This window comes from Leeuwenhoekiella marinoflava DSM 3653 (assembly GCF_900129005.1).
Lineage (GTDB): Bacteria > Bacteroidota > Bacteroidia > Flavobacteriales > Flavobacteriaceae > Leeuwenhoekiella > Leeuwenhoekiella marinoflava.
In genome coordinates this window covers 360535-378118 of sequence record NZ_FQUN01000003.1, presented here as the reverse complement: position 1 = coordinate 378118, position 17584 = coordinate 360535, and the positions used below count along the sequence as shown (strand labels likewise).

General features: G+C 38.3%; 16 protein-coding genes. 6 read left to right on the top strand and 10 right to left on the bottom strand.

Annotated elements, in window-relative coordinates:
- The first annotated feature begins 140 nt into the window (after positions 1–140).
- Positions 141–1463: a Na+/H+ antiporter NhaA gene (gene nhaA, locus BUB91_RS01685; RefSeq protein WP_206635258.1), complete on the top strand. Its 1323-nt coding sequence runs from the start codon at positions 141–143 to the stop codon at positions 1461–1463.
- Positions 1464–1529: 66 nt separating this feature from the next.
- Here the strand turns inward: nhaA and BUB91_RS01680 are convergent, their stop codons facing one another.
- The 5 genes from BUB91_RS01680 to BUB91_RS01660 form a co-directional block, all read right to left on the bottom strand.
- Positions 1530–1808, bottom strand: coding sequence for a F0F1 ATP synthase subunit delta/epsilon (locus tag BUB91_RS01680; protein WP_073096164.1), 279 nt, complete (start codon positions 1806–1808; stop codon positions 1530–1532).
- 93 nt (positions 1809–1901) lie between these two features.
- The gene (gene atpD, locus BUB91_RS01675; protein WP_073096162.1) at positions 1902–3410 is read right to left on the bottom strand and encodes a F0F1 ATP synthase subunit beta; all 1509 of its coding nucleotides are present in this window, start codon (positions 3408–3410) and stop codon (positions 1902–1904) included.
- A 239-nt stretch (positions 3411–3649) separates the two neighbouring features.
- Positions 3650–5500: a glutamine--fructose-6-phosphate transaminase (isomerizing) gene (gene glmS / locus BUB91_RS01670; protein ID WP_073096160.1), complete on the bottom strand. Its 1851-nt coding sequence runs from the start codon at positions 5498–5500 to the stop codon at positions 3650–3652.
- Between the two features lie 5 nt (positions 5501–5505).
- A complete protein-coding gene (locus tag BUB91_RS01665; RefSeq protein WP_073096158.1) occupies positions 5506–7107 on the bottom strand; it encodes a BamH family beta-barrel-assembly machinery protein in 1602 nt (533 codons plus the stop codon).
- Positions 7108–7123: 16 nt separating this feature from the next.
- Entirely contained in the window at positions 7124–7933 is an 810-nt protein-coding gene (locus BUB91_RS01660; RefSeq protein ID WP_073096156.1) for a glycogen/starch synthase, read from the bottom strand.
- 107 nt (positions 7934–8040) lie between these two features.
- Here BUB91_RS01660 and panC point away from each other — a divergent pair, with 107 nt between their 5' ends.
- The 5 genes from panC (at position 8041) to radA (ending at position 12815) form a co-directional block, all read left to right on the top strand.
- Complete coding sequence (panC, locus tag BUB91_RS01655) at positions 8041–8889, top strand: pantoate--beta-alanine ligase (protein WP_073096154.1); 849 nt, start codon at positions 8041–8043, stop codon at positions 8887–8889.
- A gap of 18 nt (positions 8890–8907) precedes the next feature.
- Positions 8908–9258 (top strand): aspartate 1-decarboxylase, encoded by a 351-nt coding sequence (panD, locus tag BUB91_RS01650; protein WP_073096152.1) that lies wholly within the window; start codon positions 8908–8910, stop codon positions 9256–9258.
- 2 nt (positions 9259–9260) lie between these two features.
- Complete coding sequence (locus tag BUB91_RS01645; protein ID WP_073096150.1) at positions 9261–10229, top strand: lysylphosphatidylglycerol synthase transmembrane domain-containing protein; 969 nt, start codon at positions 9261–9263, stop codon at positions 10227–10229.
- Between the two features lie 88 nt (positions 10230–10317).
- Positions 10318–11454, top strand: coding sequence for an alpha/beta hydrolase (locus tag BUB91_RS01640; protein ID WP_073096148.1), 1137 nt, complete (start codon positions 10318–10320; stop codon positions 11452–11454).
- Entirely contained in the window at positions 11454–12815 is a 1362-nt protein-coding gene (gene radA, locus BUB91_RS01635) for a DNA repair protein RadA (protein WP_073096146.1), read from the top strand. The genes BUB91_RS01640 and radA overlap by 1 nt, the downstream gene beginning before the upstream one ends.
- Before the next feature lie 204 nt (positions 12816–13019).
- Here the strand turns inward: radA and BUB91_RS01630 are convergent, their stop codons facing one another.
- From BUB91_RS01630 to BUB91_RS01610, 5 genes are all read right to left on the bottom strand, one after another.
- Positions 13020–13766, bottom strand: coding sequence for a succinate dehydrogenase/fumarate reductase iron-sulfur subunit (locus tag BUB91_RS01630; RefSeq protein ID WP_073096144.1), 747 nt, complete (start codon positions 13764–13766; stop codon positions 13020–13022).
- An 84-nt stretch (positions 13767–13850) separates the two neighbouring features.
- The gene (locus BUB91_RS01625; protein WP_073096142.1) at positions 13851–14225 is read right to left on the bottom strand and encodes a four helix bundle protein; all 375 of its coding nucleotides are present in this window, start codon (positions 14223–14225) and stop codon (positions 13851–13853) included.
- A 37-nt stretch (positions 14226–14262) separates the two neighbouring features.
- On the bottom strand, positions 14263–16266 hold the full coding sequence (locus BUB91_RS01620) for a fumarate reductase/succinate dehydrogenase flavoprotein subunit (protein ID WP_073096140.1): 2004 nt from the start codon (positions 16264–16266) through the stop codon (positions 14263–14265).
- Positions 16267–16269: 3 nt separating this feature from the next.
- Complete coding sequence (locus tag BUB91_RS01615; protein WP_073096138.1) at positions 16270–16926, bottom strand: succinate dehydrogenase cytochrome b subunit; 657 nt, start codon at positions 16924–16926, stop codon at positions 16270–16272.
- Positions 16927–17187: 261 nt separating this feature from the next.
- Complete coding sequence (locus BUB91_RS01610; protein ID WP_073096136.1) at positions 17188–17577, bottom strand: DUF2721 domain-containing protein; 390 nt, start codon at positions 17575–17577, stop codon at positions 17188–17190.
- Between the last annotated feature and the right edge of the window lie 7 nt (positions 17578–17584).

Here is a 17584-nt window from a genome sequence, read left to right as displayed (position 1 = left end):
AACTACTTTTAATTTATAGATATTTCCTCTAAAAACGCTACCCCGAAAAAAGGCTAAAATAACAAGACACCTCTTATAGTTTTCTAAAACCTTCTTTTAAAAGGATTTCAAGTTATAACTTGTAGAAAAATAGTTCAATTTTGGCTGTAAAATACAATCCGATCAAGCACTTTATAAAGACGTCCTCCTATGGAAGTTTTATACTTATAGGATGTACTGTTTTAGCACTAGTATGGGCAAACTCGCCTTGGTCTGAAAGTTATTTCAAGCTTTTTCAGGAAAACTTTACAATTGGTTTTACAGAATCTAACTTTGCAATTAGCAAAGCTCTCTATTTATGGATTAATGATGGTCTGATGACCATCTTTTTCTTTTACGTAGGTCTGGAGATTAAAAGAGAAGTTTTAGCCGGTGAGCTATCTACCCTCAACAAAGCAGCCATGCCCATTTTTGCAGCGATTGGAGGCATTCTTGTACCTATTACATTATTTCTAATTCTCAATAATCAAGATAGCACTCTTCGCGGCTGGGGAATACCTATGGCTACAGATATCGCTTTTTCGCTTGGTATTTTAAGTCTTTTGGGAAAACGAGTTCCACTGTCACTTAAAATATTTCTGACTGCATTTGCGATTATAGATGATATAGGTGCCATCCTAATAATTGCATTCTTTTATGCTGAAAACTTACAGCTCAATTATTTAATTATAGGCTGCGGAATTATCGGCATTTTTGCCATCTTATCTCGGATTGGATTTTATTCAAACTATTTACTTTTAACGGGCAGTGTCGTAGTCTGGATTTTGTTTTTAAAATCAGGAATCCATCCTACGATTGCCGGAGTGCTAATGGCTTTGGTGATTCCTACAATCCGAATGACAGAACCTGAAAAGTTTATTTCAAAAACGAAAAAGGCAACAGAGGCTTTTAAAGAAAGTGAAGTAAAGAACGCGCTTGCTCTTTCCCCAGAACAAACATCAGCAGTAAAAGATACTGATAAATTGACGAAAAAAATTCAATCTCCTTTAGAGCGATTAGAACATGCGCTAAGCGGCTGGGTATCTGTGGTCATCATGCCTATTTTTGCGCTGGCGAATGCTGGTATTAAAATCGATTTAAATGCACTAACACATCAAGCATTAATCTCAAATATTGCCATTTCTATGGTGGTAGGCAAAGTAGTGGGAATATTTACTTTTAGTTATCTGAGCTGCAAGCTTGGATTGGCAATTTTACCTAAGGGAGTAGATTTAAAGCAATTACTAGGCATCTCTTTTCTTGGAGCTATCGGATTTACGATGTCTTTATTCATAGGCGAACTCGCTTTTAGAGAAAACAGTTTGCTGGTACCTTCAAAAATAGGTATTCTTTTAGGTTCTTTAATTGCAGGTATTATAGGCTATTTTTTATTAAAGCACTTCCTTAATCCAAATAATAAATCTGTTGTAAACAAAAGTAATTAAATCAAAAAAGTCCCTGCTTTAAAACAAAACAGGGACTTTTCTATCTTAAGCTTTGGTTAAAGCATACTAATCAACCAAAACAATTACTTTATTATCCTTCATTTCTACAGTTCCGGACTTAATAGCTAGCGTAATTTCACCAGCATCTTTTCCGGCAGTAAAATGTTTTTTAGCCTTATCGGAAAGCGTTGCTCCTTTAACTTTCACAATACCTTCCATAAGAATTGAAACGATAGGCGCGTGATTGTCTAAAAGCTGAAATGCACCATCTGTACCAGGTACGATAACCGAAGTTGCTTCTCCGCTATATAAAGTAGCTTCAGGACTTACTATTTCTAAATGCATAAATTTTTCATTTATCTTTTCCACGTAGGCGGAAAACTATTCAAATCAATACGATGAGATTTCCGTCTTCACGGAAATGAAAGCTGCAACTAATTACGCTTCAGCAAGCATTTTCTCTCCAGCTTCAATAGCCTCTTCAATAGTACCTTTAAGATTGAAAGCTGCTTCAGGAAGGTGGTCTAATTCACCATCCATAATCATATTAAAACCTTTAATAGTATCCTTAATATCTACAAGCACTCCTTGTAAGCCGGTAAATTGCTCAGCTACATGGAAAGGTTGAGATAAGAAACGTTGTACACGACGTGCACGACTTACGACCAATTTATCTTCTTCTGAAAGTTCCTCCATACCAAGGATCGCAATAATATCTTGCAATTCTTTGTATTTCTGAAGGGTCATTTTAACTCGTTGTGCACAGTTATAGTGTGCTTCACCTAAAACAGCCGAAGACATAATTCTTGATGTAGACTCCAAAGGATCAACAGCAGGATAAATACCTAATTCCGCAATTTTACGAGACAATGATGTAGTAGCATCTAAGTGAGCAAAAGTTGTAGCCGGTGCCGGGTCAGTAAGGTCATCCGCAGGAACGTAAACCGCCTGTACAGATGTAATAGATCCTTTTTTAGTTGAAGTAATACGCTCTTGCATCGCACCCATCTCTGTTGCAAGTGTAGGCTGATAACCTACCGCAGATGGCATACGACCTAAAAGTGCAGATACTTCAGAGCCCGCTTGTGTAAAACGGAAAATGTTATCTACGAAAAATAAAACATCTTTACCTTGACTGTCTCCAGCTCCATCACGGAAATACTCAGCGATAGTAAGACCAGAAAGCGCCACACGAGCACGTGCTCCAGGAGGTTCGTTCATTTGACCGAATACGAAAGTTGCTTTAGACTCTTTCATAGCAGCCTTATCAACTTTAGTAAGATCCCAACCACCTTCTTCCATAGAATGCATAAAGTCTTCACCGTATTTAATAATACCAGACTCTAACATCTCACGAAGTAGATCGTTACCCTCACGAGTACGCTCACCTACTCCGGCAAATACAGAAAGACCCCCGTGACCTTTTGCAATATTGTTAATCAACTCTTGAATCAAGACTGTTTTACCTACACCTGCACCTCCAAAAAGACCAATTTTACCCCCTTTTACATAAGGTTCAACTAAGTCGATTACTTTAATACCTGTAAATAAAACTTCTGTAGAAGTCGATAAATCTTCAAATTTTGGTGCTTCGCGGTGAATTGAAAGTCCATCTTTTCCTGCTTTAGGAAGATTTCCAATACCGTCGATAGCATCGCCAATAACATTAAATAAACGCCCGTAAACATCCTCACCTATTGGCATTTGAATAGGGGCACCAGTAGCAACTACTTCCGTACCTCTGCTCAAACCATCAGCAGAATCCATCGCGATAGTTCTAACGGTGTTTTCACCAACGTGAGATTGCACCTCAAGTACTAAAAGGCTTCCGTCTGCTTTAGTAATTTCTAGCGAATCATAAATTTTAGGAAGATCTGCATTGTTTGCAAATTCAACATCTACAACAGGGCCGATAATCTGGGCAACTTTACCTGTAACTTTTGACATTCTTAACTATTTAATGTTTAGCAAAATATGTAGTCGAAAAAAATAAATTGAACATAAATATCCCTCGTTTTTTTCGTCGTGCAAAGATAGTTTTTAATATTTAAAAACCTAAAAGACTTTAATTGAATTTATTTAGTTCTGAAAAAACATAGCCAACTAGCATTATTACCTTTATAAACAACAGGCTCACAGCAAATTAAAAATAAAATAAAATCTTGAAAAGACTAATAGATAGGAAACTATTCTACTGTAACAGACTTCGCTAAGTTACGCGGCTGGTCTACGTTTTTACCCAGCATTACTGCGATGTGATAAGACAATAGTTGAAGCGGGATAGTAGTTAATAACGGAGACATAGAATCCATTACTTCTGGCACCTCAATCACGTGATCTGCAAGTTCTTTTACAGTAACATCGCCTTGAGTAACGATGGCGATGATTTTACCCTTTCGGCTCTTTATCTCTTGGATATTACTCACTACTTTATCATAATGTCCGCGTCGGGTAGCGATTACCACAACTGGCATTTGCTCATCAATAAGAGCGATAGGACCATGCTTCATCTCTGCAGCCGGATAACCTTCAGCATGAATATAGGAGATTTCTTTAAGTTTCAACGCTCCCTCTAAAGCAACAGGAAAGTTAAATCCACGACCTAGGTACAAGCAGTTTGATGCATTTTTATAAACCCCTGCTATCTCTTTGACGTGATCATTACTCTTTAAAGCCTCCTCTACTTTTTCAGGAATCAAACGCAATTCTTCTAAGTGCATATGAAAATCTGAAGTCGAAATTCGACCTTTAGCTTTAGCTACTTTTAAGCCTAACAACGTAAGAACTGTAATTTGCGTCGTGAATGCTTTTGTTGAAGCTACACCTATTTCGGGACCCGCATGCGTATATGCACCAGCGTGTGCCTCTCTCGAAATTGAAGAACCCACAACGTTACACACTCCAAATACAAAGGCTCCTTTTTCTTTAGCCAGCTTCATAGCCGCCATCGTATCTGCTGTTTCTCCACTTTGAGAAATCGCGATAACAACGTCATCTTTTTCAATAACCGGATTGCGGTATCTAAATTCTGAAGCATATTCTACCTCTACAGGAACGCGCACCAGTTCTTCTATAATATATTCTGCTACCAAACCTGCATGCCAGGAAGTTCCACAAGCTAAAATTACCAGTCGCTTGGCATTGATAAATTTATCTATATGATCATCTACACCAGCCATCTTAATAATACCCTTGTTTTCGCGCATTCTACCTCTAAAGGTATCGCGAATAGCTTGAGGTTGCTCGTATATTTCCTTAAGCATAAAATGCGGATAACCGCCTTTCTCAATTTGCTCAAGATTCAGTTTTAATTCTTGAATGTACGGCTGACTTACAATCGCATCATCTTTAATATTAAAGACTTTAATCTCTTTACCTCTACGCACAACAGCCATCTCACCATCTTCAAGATACAGCGCATTGTTTGTATATTCAATAAAAGGAGAAGCATCTGAAGCAATAAAAAATTCGTCTTCGCCTATACCTATTGCTAACGGGCTACCTAACCGGGCAACCACAATTTCGTTAGGCTTTTTCTTATCAAAAACTGCAATCGCATAAGCACCAACAGTTTCGTTTAAGGCAATTTGAACCGCTTTACCCAGCTTAACCCCTTGCTTGATCTGCACATCTTCAATAAGATTCACCAGAACCTCAGTATCTGTATCCGATTGAAAGGTGTAACCACGCTTCGTAAGTTCTTGCTTTATGGCATCATAATTTTCGATGATACCATTGTGAATGATCACAAGATCTCCGGAATTTGAATAATGTGGATGCGAATTCACATCATTAGGAACCCCGTGAGTCGCCCAGCGTGTGTGACCAATAGCTAAAGTACCTTTAGGATTTATTGAAGTTTCAACTTTAGTTTTTAAATCATCTACTTTACCTTTTGTTTTGCAGAGCTGAATGTTCTCACCATCATAAACCGCTACCCCGGCACTATCATAACCACGATACTCCAGTCGTTGCAAACCCTTTATAACTATCGGGTATGCTTGTCTATGACCTATGTAACCTACAATTCCACACATAAAATTTAATTAGATGCTTCTGAATAAAAAACTTTTAGTTTAAGTCGTTTGGTTTCAGGAACACTTTCAGAACTTCCATAAAGAATAGTGCCTCTATTAGAAATAATCGACGAATAAGGTACTCGGTTAGGAATATCTGAAGTTGACTTACCTTCTATGCTTCCTGTAGCTGTTGAAAGCAAATTCTGACTTACTACAACTCCTAGTTTTGTTACCGGAGCATCATTATTTTCATCTAACAGCCTTTTTAGATATTCAGTAATTCTTATCTTATAACTAATGCCTTCGCCGGTTTCGGTTCTGGTTAAAGGACCTAAATGCGTAGTTCCAACTGCTGTAATTGCACCTGTAGAACCAGCTGTCGCATCTGCAGAAAAATCTACTAAAGGCTGATTCGTTTCTAAATTATAGATATAAATACGTTCTGGCTCTGAAACAGAAGCCCCCGCAAAAGAAGCTATCTTATCTTGATCTACAAAGAACTCCAAGTTAGCCTCTCTAATCAAGCGTTGCTCAGTACGCATAAAAGCTAAATCATCTGGAATGCCATCATTGTTATCATCAGGACCAAACAATTCTATAACTGCCATACTACCCTGACCACCTTTTAAATAAAGATTTTCTTCACCATTTTCTTTATCTATATCGGTAAGTTCAGCTTTAATCGAAGCATTAAAATCATTCTCATAACCAATTACAGAACCTCCACTAAAAGATAGCGTCAAACTTGCTGACCTGCGCGAAGCTTCCGCTCCATTTTTGTAATAAATTACAATATTAGTATTTGACTTATCAAAAAGAAAATAACTTCCTGTATTCTCTACAGGCTCTGCTTTTAAATAAATCCCTCTAAAATAATTCCTAAAGGCATTTGCATTAAACAACTCATCATCACCTCCTCTATCTAAAATATTAGTTTGCCAATACGTCTCTCCATAAGAATTCTGGTCTAAACGCAGGCGCAATCGTGGTGAAAGCGTAGTTCTGCTATCATCTTGATCTTCAGTATCAGCTGGCACTACAGCAACAAAAGGATCATTTGAAGGCGTAAAGGTTTCGCTGAAAATAGTATCACCCTCTACACCATTAAATTCAGCTATATCATCAGAATAATAAACCGCTCCATTTTCTAAGTCAGGAGTACTATTACTATTTAAAAAATAGTAAGATCTAAAAGCCGTTAATTTAATAGGATCAGAACCATAAACCGAATCCAATCTATATATAGTCTCTTTATCACTATTAGTACCCTGTGTACTGAAGTAAGGCATTTCAAAAACTACAGAATCAATAACAGGATTAGTACCAAATGTTGAGTTATAAACACTTAAATCAACCTGACTTAATGTAGAAGCTTTTGTTGTACCATAAATGGAATCTAAATAAAAACCTAAGGCTCCTGACCCAAATCCATTTGTTTGAACTCCCACAGAATCAAAGAAACGCTCACTATAAGCTACTACAGGATAAGTCTCACTACCAGAAGTAAAGTTACTTTCATCCACCAGCCCACTACCTATTCCTTGTATATCATCTTCGCAAGAAAAGAAGATAAATAGAAGCATTAGTACACCTAATGTTCTTGTCAACACCGTATTCAATTTCATTCTCTTTTTTTTATTTTTAGTCTAACACCTTTGTGGTATAAAACTCTTCATATGCTTGAGCGAACTCTTCTTTTTTCTTATATGACAGTACAGGAATTTTTGTCGCATTCAAATATGCAGTGAGCTCTTCTCTCAAATCTGAAGAACCAATAATTGCAGCATCAGAATTTTTAATAGCTACCTTCATCAGGTTATCATAAGAAGGTTTTTCTAATTCAGAAATAGCTTCTTTATCAATTCCGTCAAAAGCAATTTTGTCTATCATTTGCTCATTTAACGCACCTTCATAACCTGTATTGTAAACCGAAGTCACAATTTTACTTTGCTTAAACAACGGCTCACTTGCATAATACTGTTTTAAATACAACGGCAATAATGATGCTAACCAACCATGAACATGAATAATATCTGGCGCCCAGTTTAATTTTTTTACAGTTTCAACAACGCCTTTTGCAAAAAATATAGCACGCTCATCATTATCTGCAAAAAGTTTTCCTTCTTCGTCAGTAAAAGTCGCTTTACGCTTAAAATACTCTTCGTTATCTATAAAATAAACCTGTATACGTTCCTTAGGTATAGAGGCTACTTTTATGATAAGCGGCATATCAAAATCATTTATAACTAGATTCATACCTGAAAGTCGTATCACTTCGTGAAGCTGATGGCGTCTTTCATTGATATTGCCGTATCTAGGCATAAAAATTCTAATTTGACCTCCTTTGCTATTGACCATTTGCGGTACCTCAAAAGACATGGATGCAATCTCTGTCTCAGGTAAATATGGAATAACTTCAGATGATACGTACAATATCCTCTTATTTTTCATAAATGTGCTTCTAAGTTTCTGTTAAGGCTAAAAAACACGCAAAATTACGAAATTTTATGCAGATTGCCAGTAATATAGTAATTTTGCCGCCTGTTAAATAAATCCGGATGCACGTATATACCAATAGACCAGAAATTTCTGCTGCTGTTGCAAAACATAAAAAAAATGGCGCAAAAATAGGTTTCGTACCTACTATGGGTGCTCTGCATCGTGGGCATGCAAGCCTGTTTAACTTTGCTTTAAAAAATTGTGATATTGTTGTAGTAAGCATATTTGTTAACCCTACACAATTCAACAATCCTAGAGATCTGGAGACTTATCCACGGGATTTGCAGGCAGATCTGGAATTCCTAGAATCAATAAACCCTGAATTACTCGTTTTTACCCCGAGCACTACAACGATTTACGGCTCTAAGGTTGAATCTATTGACTATAATTTTGACGGCTTAGATCAGGTCATGGAAGGCGCTTTTAGACCCGGTCATTTTGAAGGAGTCGCCACCGTTCTCAACTATCTATTTGAAATTGTAAATCCTGATTTTGCATTTTTTGGAGAGAAAGATTACCAGCAGTTACAAATCATAAACAAGTTAGTAGCGATCGAAGCGCTTTCGGTAAAAATAATCGGATGTCCTATAAGCCGACACGAAGATGGTCTAGCCGAAAGCTCTAGAAACAAAAGGCTTACTCAAGATCAGCGCAATGCTTCTCCATTTATTTATAAAACTTTAACGCAAGCTAAAGCCCTTTTTAACGACCAAACTGTTGATCAAGTTCAAGAATTTGTGAAAGATCAATTTAAAGATAAAGAGCATCTACAATTGGAGTATTTTGAAATTGCAAATGCATCTACTTTAACTCACGCTAATACAAAAAAAGAGAGCGAAAAATACAGAGCTTTTATTGCTGTATTTGCCGGAGAAGTAAGACTTATTGACAATATTGCCCTAAATTAAAAACCCTATTTTTACACCATGTTAGTTAACGTTGTAAAATCTAAAATACACCGCGTAAAAGTTACCGGAGCAGAACTGCACTACATTGGCAGCATTACCATTGATGAAGATCTTATGGATGCCGCCGGCATTATTGAAGGTGAACGTGTTCAAATTGTGAATGTAACCAACGGAGAACGCCTAGAAACCTATGCAATTCCCGGGCCGCGAAATAGCGGAGAAGTTACGCTTAATGGTGCTGCCGCCCGTAAAGTTGCAAAAGGGGATATCTTGATCTTGATTACCTACGCGTTTATGGAAATTGCTGAAGCAAAAGCTTTTAAACCCTCACTGGTTTTCCCTAATGAAGAAACCAATTTGCTCAATTAAGCTTGAGCAAAAAAACACTCATAAAGCTTCTTAAAGTCATAATCCCGTTAGGAATTGGGATTATTCTCATCTATTATTCATTGAGTTCTGCCACCGAAGAAGAACGTGCGATACTCTGGGAAAACATAAAACAAGCCAACCCTTTTTACATCGTGGTATCTTTACTCTTTGGGATCTTAAGTCATTTATCAAGAGCGTGGCGCTGGCAATATTTGCTAGAACCTATGGGTTACCATCCAAAACTCGCCAACCGCTTTATGGCGGTTATGGCAGCCTATTTAGCGAATTTAGGAATCCCCAGAAGTGGCGAATTGTTGCGCGGAGCCTTGCTCACAATCTACGAAGAAGTTCCTTTTGAAAAAGCTTTTGGCACCATCATTTCCGAACGTATTGCAGACTTTTTTATGCTCTTACTTGTTGTTGCTATTGCCATTCTTTTACAGACAGATACTTTACTTGAGTACCTAAATGATCAAAATATCAATCCACTCTATACGGTAGCTTTTTTAGCTATCGCCGTTGGTGGAATCTGGATTGGCTTTAGAATTGTAAAAAATGCAAAAAATGGATTTCTACACAAGATTCAGCAGTTTATGACCGGTCTTGTTGAAGGCATGCGCAGCATTCTTAATATGAAGCACAAACTAGCATTCATAGCCCATACGCTATTTATTTGGGTGATGTATGTATTGATGTTTTGGGTCATAAAATTTACCATTCCGGAGATCGCTGAAGCTTCGATAGGAGTTATTCTTGCTGCCTTTGTTATAGGTTCTTTTTCAATTTCGGTTACTAATGGCGGAATCGGTGTTTACCCTATCGCAATTGGCGCGCTCTTTATTTTCTTCGGCTACAGCAAACAAGGTGGCGAAGCTTTCGGCTGGATTGTTTGGGGCTCTCAGACGCTTTTAGTGCTTGTTTTAGGAGCTTTGTCTTTTCTTTTTCTTCCGCTTTATAATCAGAAAAAATAGATTTTACCGCATATTTGAATCCGTCGCGTTAAAGCTTAAGGAATACTTGAGCATAATGACTAAATTCACAATCCCAAATCTATTCTCCATGAAAAAAACACTACTTCTATTCCTGCTTTTTTACAGCACCCTCCAAGCCCAAGTGATCTACGAATCTGTACCTTCGGTTAAATTTAACGAACCTCGAAATGTAAAGATTCAGCTGCCGCGCAATTACGAGGCAAATACGGATAAGAACTATCCGGTTATTATTGTTCTGGACGGTGATTATCTTTTTGAACCCGTAGCCGGTAGTGCAGATTACTACAGCTATTGGGAAGATATGCCACAAGCCATTGTAGTAGGCATAATGCAACCCAACCGCATGGATGATTCGGTTTACGATGAGACTAATTTTTTACCCACAGACCAGAGCGCAGATTTTTTTGAGTTTATAGGAATGGAATTGTTTCCATGGCTGAATAAGCAATACAGACTTGCTCCATTTAATGTAATTGTGGGACACGATGCTACTGCGGGTTTTGCCAACTATTATTTGATGAAAAGCCCTCCGCTGTTCAATGCATACATTTCTTTAAGTCCGGATCTGGCACCACAAATGACAGAGCGCCTCACCAATGTTTTAAGCCGCGCAGAACAACAAATTTTTTACTACCAAGCAACCGCAAGCGAAGACATTCAATCGCTACGGGAAGATGTGCTTGCTTTAGACCAGTCTCTAAAAGCGATCGAAAATGATACGTTTCATTATTATTTTGACGATTTTGATGATGCCACACACTATTCGCTAGTAGGTCGTGCAATCCCAAATGCTTTAGGGAAAGTATTTTCAGTATACAGACCGGTCACTAAAAAGGAGTTTACAGATGTTATACTCAAATCAGAATCTCCTTATGATTATCTGATTGAAAAATACGCGATTATTGAAACTCTTTTTGGTCTAAAAGATCAGATTCGGATTAATGATTTTATTGCCGTAGCCGCTGCTTTAGAGCAAAAATCAGACTGGGATGGTTTTGAAAATTTAGGCAAACTAGCTCGTAAAGAATATCCCGAAACAATCCTGGGAGCTTACTATTTGGGAAGATCTTACGAAGGTAACGGAGAACCTAAAAAAGCGATGCGCACCTACGAAGGAGCGCTGGTTTTAAAAGAAATTGGAGATATTAATAAAGATATACTTGTTGCCAGAGCGCAACAAATTAAAGATGATTTTGGATATTAATGGCAAAAACTAAAACCACTTTTTTCTGTCAGAATTGCGGCGCACAATTTGCAAAATGGCAGGGCCAGTGCACCTCGTGCAAAGAATGGAATACCATCGCAGAAGAGGTTGTACAAAAAGCAGAAAAATCAAGTTGGAAGACCGAAGTACCTAGCTCAAAACGTGTGGCAAAACCACAACGCATTCGGGAAATTGACACCACTAAAGACGCCAGATTAAACACGCAAAACGAAGAATTGAATCGGGTTTTAGGCGGTGGCTTAGTCCCCGGCTCGCTGACGCTTTTAGGGGGTGAACCCGGTATTGGGAAGAGTACGTTGATGCTACAAATTGCACTAACACTGCCTTACAAAACGCTTTATGTTTCTGGGGAAGAAAGTGCACAGCAAATTAAAATGCGTGCAGAACGCATAAATCCCAACGCAGATAATTGTCTGATTTTAACCGAAACCAAAACTCAAAACATTTTTAAACAGATTGAAGAGGTAGAGCCCGATATTGTAATTATAGATTCCATTCAAACGCTTCACAGCGATTATATAGAAAGTGGAGCGGGAAGCATATCACAAATACGAGAAACCACCACAGAACTTATTAAATTCGCTAAGGAAACCGCTACTCCGGTAATCCTAATTGGTCATATTACAAAAGACGGAAACATTGCCGGTCCAAAAATTCTGGAGCATATGGTAGATACCGTTCTTCAGTTTGAGGGTGATCGCAACCACGTGTATCGCATTTTACGCGCACATAAAAACCGTTTTGGGTCTACAAACGAATTAGGGATTTATGAAATGCAAGGCAGCGGACTCAGAGAAGTTTCTAATCCGTCTGAAATTCTAATTTCTAAGAATGATGAAGACTTAAGCGGAACAGCCATTGCTGCAACTTTAGAAGGAATGCGGCCACTTATGATAGAAATACAAGCTTTGGTAAGTACGGCCGTTTACGGCACGCCACAGCGTAGCGCTACGGGTTATAATGCCAAGCGTCTCAATATGATTTTAGCCGTTTTAGAAAAACGTGCCGGATTTAGATTAGGAGCAAAAGATGTGTTTTTAAATATTACCGGTGGAATTTCAGTGGATGATACTGCTATTGATCTTGCTGTAGTTGCCGCTATTTTATCAAGTAACGAAGATATCTCGGTAGCAAAAGATATTTGCTTTGCAGCAGAAGTTGGTCTTGCTGGTGAAATACGCCCCGTAACCCGCGTAGAACAACGCATTCTGGAAGCTGAAAAGCTAGGTTTTGGCACGATAATGATCTCAAAATACTGTAAAGTTCCTAAGAATAATTACGGCATTAATATCATACGGGTCGCTAAGATGAATGATGTGGTGGAGTGGTTGTTTGGATAAAACACAACTAACTGGATTTCTTATAATCTGGAGACCAGCAAACTATCTCGGGGCAAGCCCGCGAGGCATTCGTCAGAAATAAATTTTCAATTTCGAGGCAAGCCTCAGGATATTAGACCCTTTGGCGGCGCCAATAAAACTAAAAACACCCGATAGTTTTAAAACTATCGGGTGTTTTTTTATGATTTTCGTTTTGCGAAAAAATTATCCTTTTGAAGTAGCGCTTAAGTACTCACGATTCATACGAGCGATGTTTTCTAAAGAAATCCCTTTAGGACATTCTATCTCGCAAGCTCCGGTGTTTGTACAGTTTCCGAAACCTTCTAAATCCATCTGACGCACCATATTTTCTACACGCTCTACAGCCTCAACCTGACCTTGCGGTAACAACGCATATTGAGAAACTTTAGCTGAAGTAAACAGCATCGCACTAGCATTTTTACAAGCTGCAACACAAGCCCCACAACCTATACAAGTTGCTGCGTTAAACGAGTCGTCTGCATCGTGTTTGTTTACCGGAATACTGTTTGCGTCGATAGTATTACCTGAAGTATTTACAGAAATATAACCCCCTGCATGCTGAATGCGGTCAAAAGCAGTACGATCTACAATAAGATCGGTTACTACCGGGAATGCAGTTGCTCTAAACGGCTCAATAACAATAGTATCACCATCGTTAAATTTACGCATATGCAACTGACACGTAGTTACTAAACGGTCTGGCCCATGAGGCTCCCCATTGATCTGCAAAGAACAACTTCCACAGATGCCTTCGCGACAATCGTGATCAAACTCTACAGGAACTTCCCCTTTATTTATAAGCTCTTCGTTAAGAACATCAAGCATTTCAAGAAAAGACATATCACCTTCAATCCCATCTATTTGATAGGTCTTCATGGCTCCTTTTGCCTTAGCGTTTTCCTGACGCCATATTTTTAGTGTTAGCTTCATAATCTTTAGCTATTTATTTTATTAATTTCAATACCTAAAACCCGTTCACACAATTGATTTCAAGTTATTTATTATTGAGTTATTCTAAGCTTTTCTTTCTTTGAGATATTTTATATAACCATTTAGTATCAGAAGACATTTATTAAATAAATCTTTAAAATCGTTTAATTTACCTTCTTCGATATACAATTCATCCCGAGCGATAATCATATGATCTAATGTTTCGTACAATGATCCTCTTGCGATGCGACAGAATTGAATGTTTTCCTGAAAATGAAACCTTCCAAAACCCTCTGCTATATTGTTTCCTACGGAACGACTTGATCTTAATATTTGACTTTTTAGACTAAAGTTTTCTGAATTTGGCAACTGAGATTCAATCTCTTTACTCAAATACACCCTTAACTTTCGCGATTCCTGCCAACAAGCTAATTCTTCAAATGATTTATAGTTAGCCAAACCAACAATTTTTCAAATAATCAAATAACTTAATACACTATTTATACGAACGTGTTTTCACCTCGATATTCTCAAAGGTCAACTGTTCTTTATGCAATTTTGCTTCGCGTGGATTCTCATTGTATTCCCAAGCAGATACAAAACTAAAATTCTCATCATCCCGTAAAGCTTCACCCTCCGGAGTTTGATATTCTTCTCTAAAGTGACCTCCACAAGATTCATTTCTGGTGAATGCATCTTTAGCAAAAAGCTCTCCTAATTCTAGGAAATCTGCTACTCTTCCGGCTTTTTCAAGCTCCGCATTTTTAGAATCTAACGTTCCGGGTACTTTTACGTTTGCCCAGAAATCTGCACGCAATTCCGCAATCTCATCCATTGCTTCCTGAAGCTCTTTTGCATTACGAGCCATTCCGCATTTATTCCACATGATTTTACCTAATTTCTTATGGTAATAATCTACGGAATGCTGTCCGCTTCCATTCATAAGCTTTTGCATACGATCGCGTACATCTTTTTCTGCCTGATCAAACTCAGGAGAATCTGTCGGAATTTTTCCTGTTCTAATATCTTTAGAAAGATAGTCACCTATTGTATAAGGCAGAACAAAATACCCATCAGCAAGACCTTGCATCAATGCTGAAGCTCCAAGGCGGTTAGCACCGTGATCAGAGAAATTTGCTTCTCCTGCTGCATAACAACCCGGTATTGTAGTTTGTAAGTTATAATCTACCCAAAGACCACCCATTGTATAATGAACCGCAGGATAAATCATCATCGGAGTTTCATACGGATTCTGATCTACGATTTTCTCATACATCTGGAATAAATTACCATATTTAGCCTCTACTACTTCTTTACCAAGCTTGATCACCTCTTCTTTAGAAGGGTTTTTATGCCCTGAAGTAAATGCTTTTTCTTTTCCGTAGCGCTCAATTGCACTTGAGAAATCTAAGTAAACCGCTTCTCCTGTTTTATTAACACCAAAACCGGCATCACAACGCTCTTTTGCAGCTCTTGAAGCCACATCACGAGGAACCAGGTTACCAAAAGCAGGATAACGACGCTCTAAGTAATAATCTCTTTCATCTTCAGAAAGATCAGTAGGCTTCTTTTTACCTTCTCTAATAGCAATCGCATCTTCTTTCTTCTTAGGAACCCAGATACGACCATCATTACGCAATGATTCTGACATCAGCGTCAATTTTGACTGATGATCTCCGGAAACCGGAATACAGGTTGGGTGAATCTGCGTATAACAAGGGTTTGCGAAATACGCTCCGCGACGGTGCGCTCTCCACGCTGCCATTACATTACTTCCCATTGCATTGGTAGAAAGGAAGAATACGTTACCATAACCACCACTAGCTAAAACAACTGCGTGAGCAGCATGTCTTTCTATCTCACCGGTAACTAAATCACGGGCAATAATACCTCTCGCTTTGCCATCAACCAAAACAAGATCTAACATCTCATGACGGTTGAACGATTTTATCTTACCGCGATTGATCTGACGGTTCATTGCAGAATATGCTCCTAAAAGCAACTGCTGACCGGTTTGCCCTTTAGCATAAAACGTTCTGGAAACCAAAACCCCACCAAAAGAACGGTTATCTAACAAACCACCATATTCACGCGCAAAAGGCACACCTTGTGCCACACACTGGTCAATAATATTACCTGAGACTTCCGCAAGACGGTAAACGTTTGCTTCACGAGAACGGTAGTCACCACCTTTTACCGTATCGTAAAATAAACGGTAGTTAGAATCCCCATCTCCCTGATAATTCTTAGCCGCGTTGATACCTCCCTGAGCTGCGATAGAGTGTGCTCTACGCGGAGAATCCTGGTAGCAAAAAGTCTTTACATTGTAGCCTAATTCTGCTAAAGTTGCAGCCGCACTACCACCTGCTAAACCCGTTCCTACAACGATAACATCTATATTACGTTTGTTTGCCGGATTAACAAGGTTAATATCATTTTTATGTTGAGTCCACTTATCTGCAAGCGGTCCTTCTGGTATATTTGATTTTAATTCTGACATCGTCTAGTGATTAAAATGGTGAAACAACGCGATGAAAATGAATCCTGCAGGAATAGCTATAGCATAAACCTTTGCGAATTTCTTTAACCCTGTCGCGTATTTGTTATTGAAGCCAACTGATTGAAACGAAGACGCAAAACCGTGATACAGGTGAAGCGCTAAGAATACAAACGAAAGCACATATAAACCTGTTCTTACGGGACTGTGGAATTTTTCAACCAACTCCCCATAATAACGAGTAGCATCAGCCGGGTTACCTTCTATGTACTTGTAAGCGATTTCCGGAAACCAGAAGTCATAAAAGTGAAGTCCTAAAAAAGCAAGAATTACTACACCTGAATAAATCATATTACGACTTACCCAACTAGAGTTTGCACTACCCTTATAGCTCACATAACTGATCTGACGAGCAGAACGGTTACGTATTTCAAGAATAAAACCCATTACAAAGTGAAAAATAACCCCAAAAATTAGCACGGGTTGAAGAATTGCCTGTACCAGAAAATTGGTTCCCATAAAATGAGAAAACTCATTAAATGTTTCAGGACTGAAGGTCGACGTGAGGTTAATTGTAAAATGCTGACCTAAAAACAATACAAGGAACAAACCTGAAAGTGCCATAGCAACTTTTCGGGCGATAGAAGAGGAAATGATTCCCATTTATTTACGTTTTTAATTTAGTGGAACAAAAATACGGCTCAGCGGTTTGTTTCACAAACTTTACCCCTCCTTTTGGAATGGTTTTAAATAAAGCTAAAAATGTTTAAGAATTCATACGAAAACCTTTGAAATATAAGGGTTTCCTTAAACAAGGATTTGTCTTCAACTTCAACAATTAGAAAACCGAAAAGCTTTCTAAAGCGGAAAAATAAAAAATCAGACAATCGATTACACTTAGGCTTAACTAACTTAGAAAGCAAATTAATCATCCATGTCATTCAATTGAATCTCAAGCGCCTGAGTACTCAATTGCACTTCTATAAAGGAAAGCGTCAATGAAATAATAAGCGCGATTAAACTGATCCCAAAAAAGACATTAGCCCAAATTGACTTTTCAATATAGATTAAAAACATCGTAATTACTGCCAGAAGGAAACTCACAATGGCCATCGCCTGCATAGCCTTAATAATACCCAGGCGCTTGCGCAATTGTTTAATTTGTTTTTTTACCGGACTCGAAGACTGGTTCTGATACCGCTTATACAACTCTCTAATCAACGCTGCTATTGCTAAATATCTGGCATTATAAGCAAGCATGGTTAGCGATATTGCAGGAAATAGCAACGCCGGGATACTTAAGTTCAATTCCATAATAATG

Bases quoted from the DNA above. Each gene is read 5' to 3' on its own strand.
- BUB91_RS01680 (WP_073096164.1), bottom strand. From the start codon at position 1,808: ATGCATTTAGAAATAGTAAGTCCTGAAGCTACTTTATATAGCGGAGAA.
- atpD (WP_073096162.1), bottom strand. From the start codon at position 3,410: ATGTCAAAAGTTACAGGTAAAGTTGCCCAGATTATCGGCCCTGTTGTA.
- glmS (WP_073096160.1), bottom strand. From the start codon at position 5,500: ATGTGTGGAATTGTAGGTTACATAGGTCATAGACAAGCATACCCGATA.
- BUB91_RS01665 (WP_073096158.1), bottom strand. From the start codon at position 7,107: ATGAAATTGAATACGGTGTTGACAAGAACATTAGGTGTACTAATGCTT.
- BUB91_RS01660 (WP_073096156.1), bottom strand. From the start codon at position 7,933: ATGAAAAATAAGAGGATATTGTACGTATCATCTGAAGTTATTCCATAT.
- panC (WP_073096154.1), top strand. From the start codon at position 8,041: ATGCACGTATATACCAATAGACCAGAAATTTCTGCTGCTGTTGCAAAA.
- panD (WP_073096152.1), top strand. From the start codon at position 8,908: ATGTTAGTTAACGTTGTAAAATCTAAAATACACCGCGTAAAAGTTACC.
- BUB91_RS01640 (WP_073096148.1), top strand. From the start codon at position 10,318: ATGAAAAAAACACTACTTCTATTCCTGCTTTTTTACAGCACCCTCCAA.
- radA (WP_073096146.1), top strand. From the start codon at position 11,454: ATGGCAAAAACTAAAACCACTTTTTTCTGTCAGAATTGCGGCGCACAA.
- BUB91_RS01630 (WP_073096144.1), bottom strand. From the start codon at position 13,766: ATGAAGCTAACACTAAAAATATGGCGTCAGGAAAACGCTAAGGCAAAA.
- BUB91_RS01620 (WP_073096140.1), bottom strand. From the start codon at position 16,266: ATGTCAGAATTAAAATCAAATATACCAGAAGGACCGCTTGCAGATAAG.
- BUB91_RS01615 (WP_073096138.1), bottom strand. From the start codon at position 16,926: ATGGGAATCATTTCCTCTTCTATCGCCCGAAAAGTTGCTATGGCACTT.
- BUB91_RS01610 (WP_073096136.1), bottom strand. From the start codon at position 17,577: ATGGAATTGAACTTAAGTATCCCGGCGTTGCTATTTCCTGCAATATCG.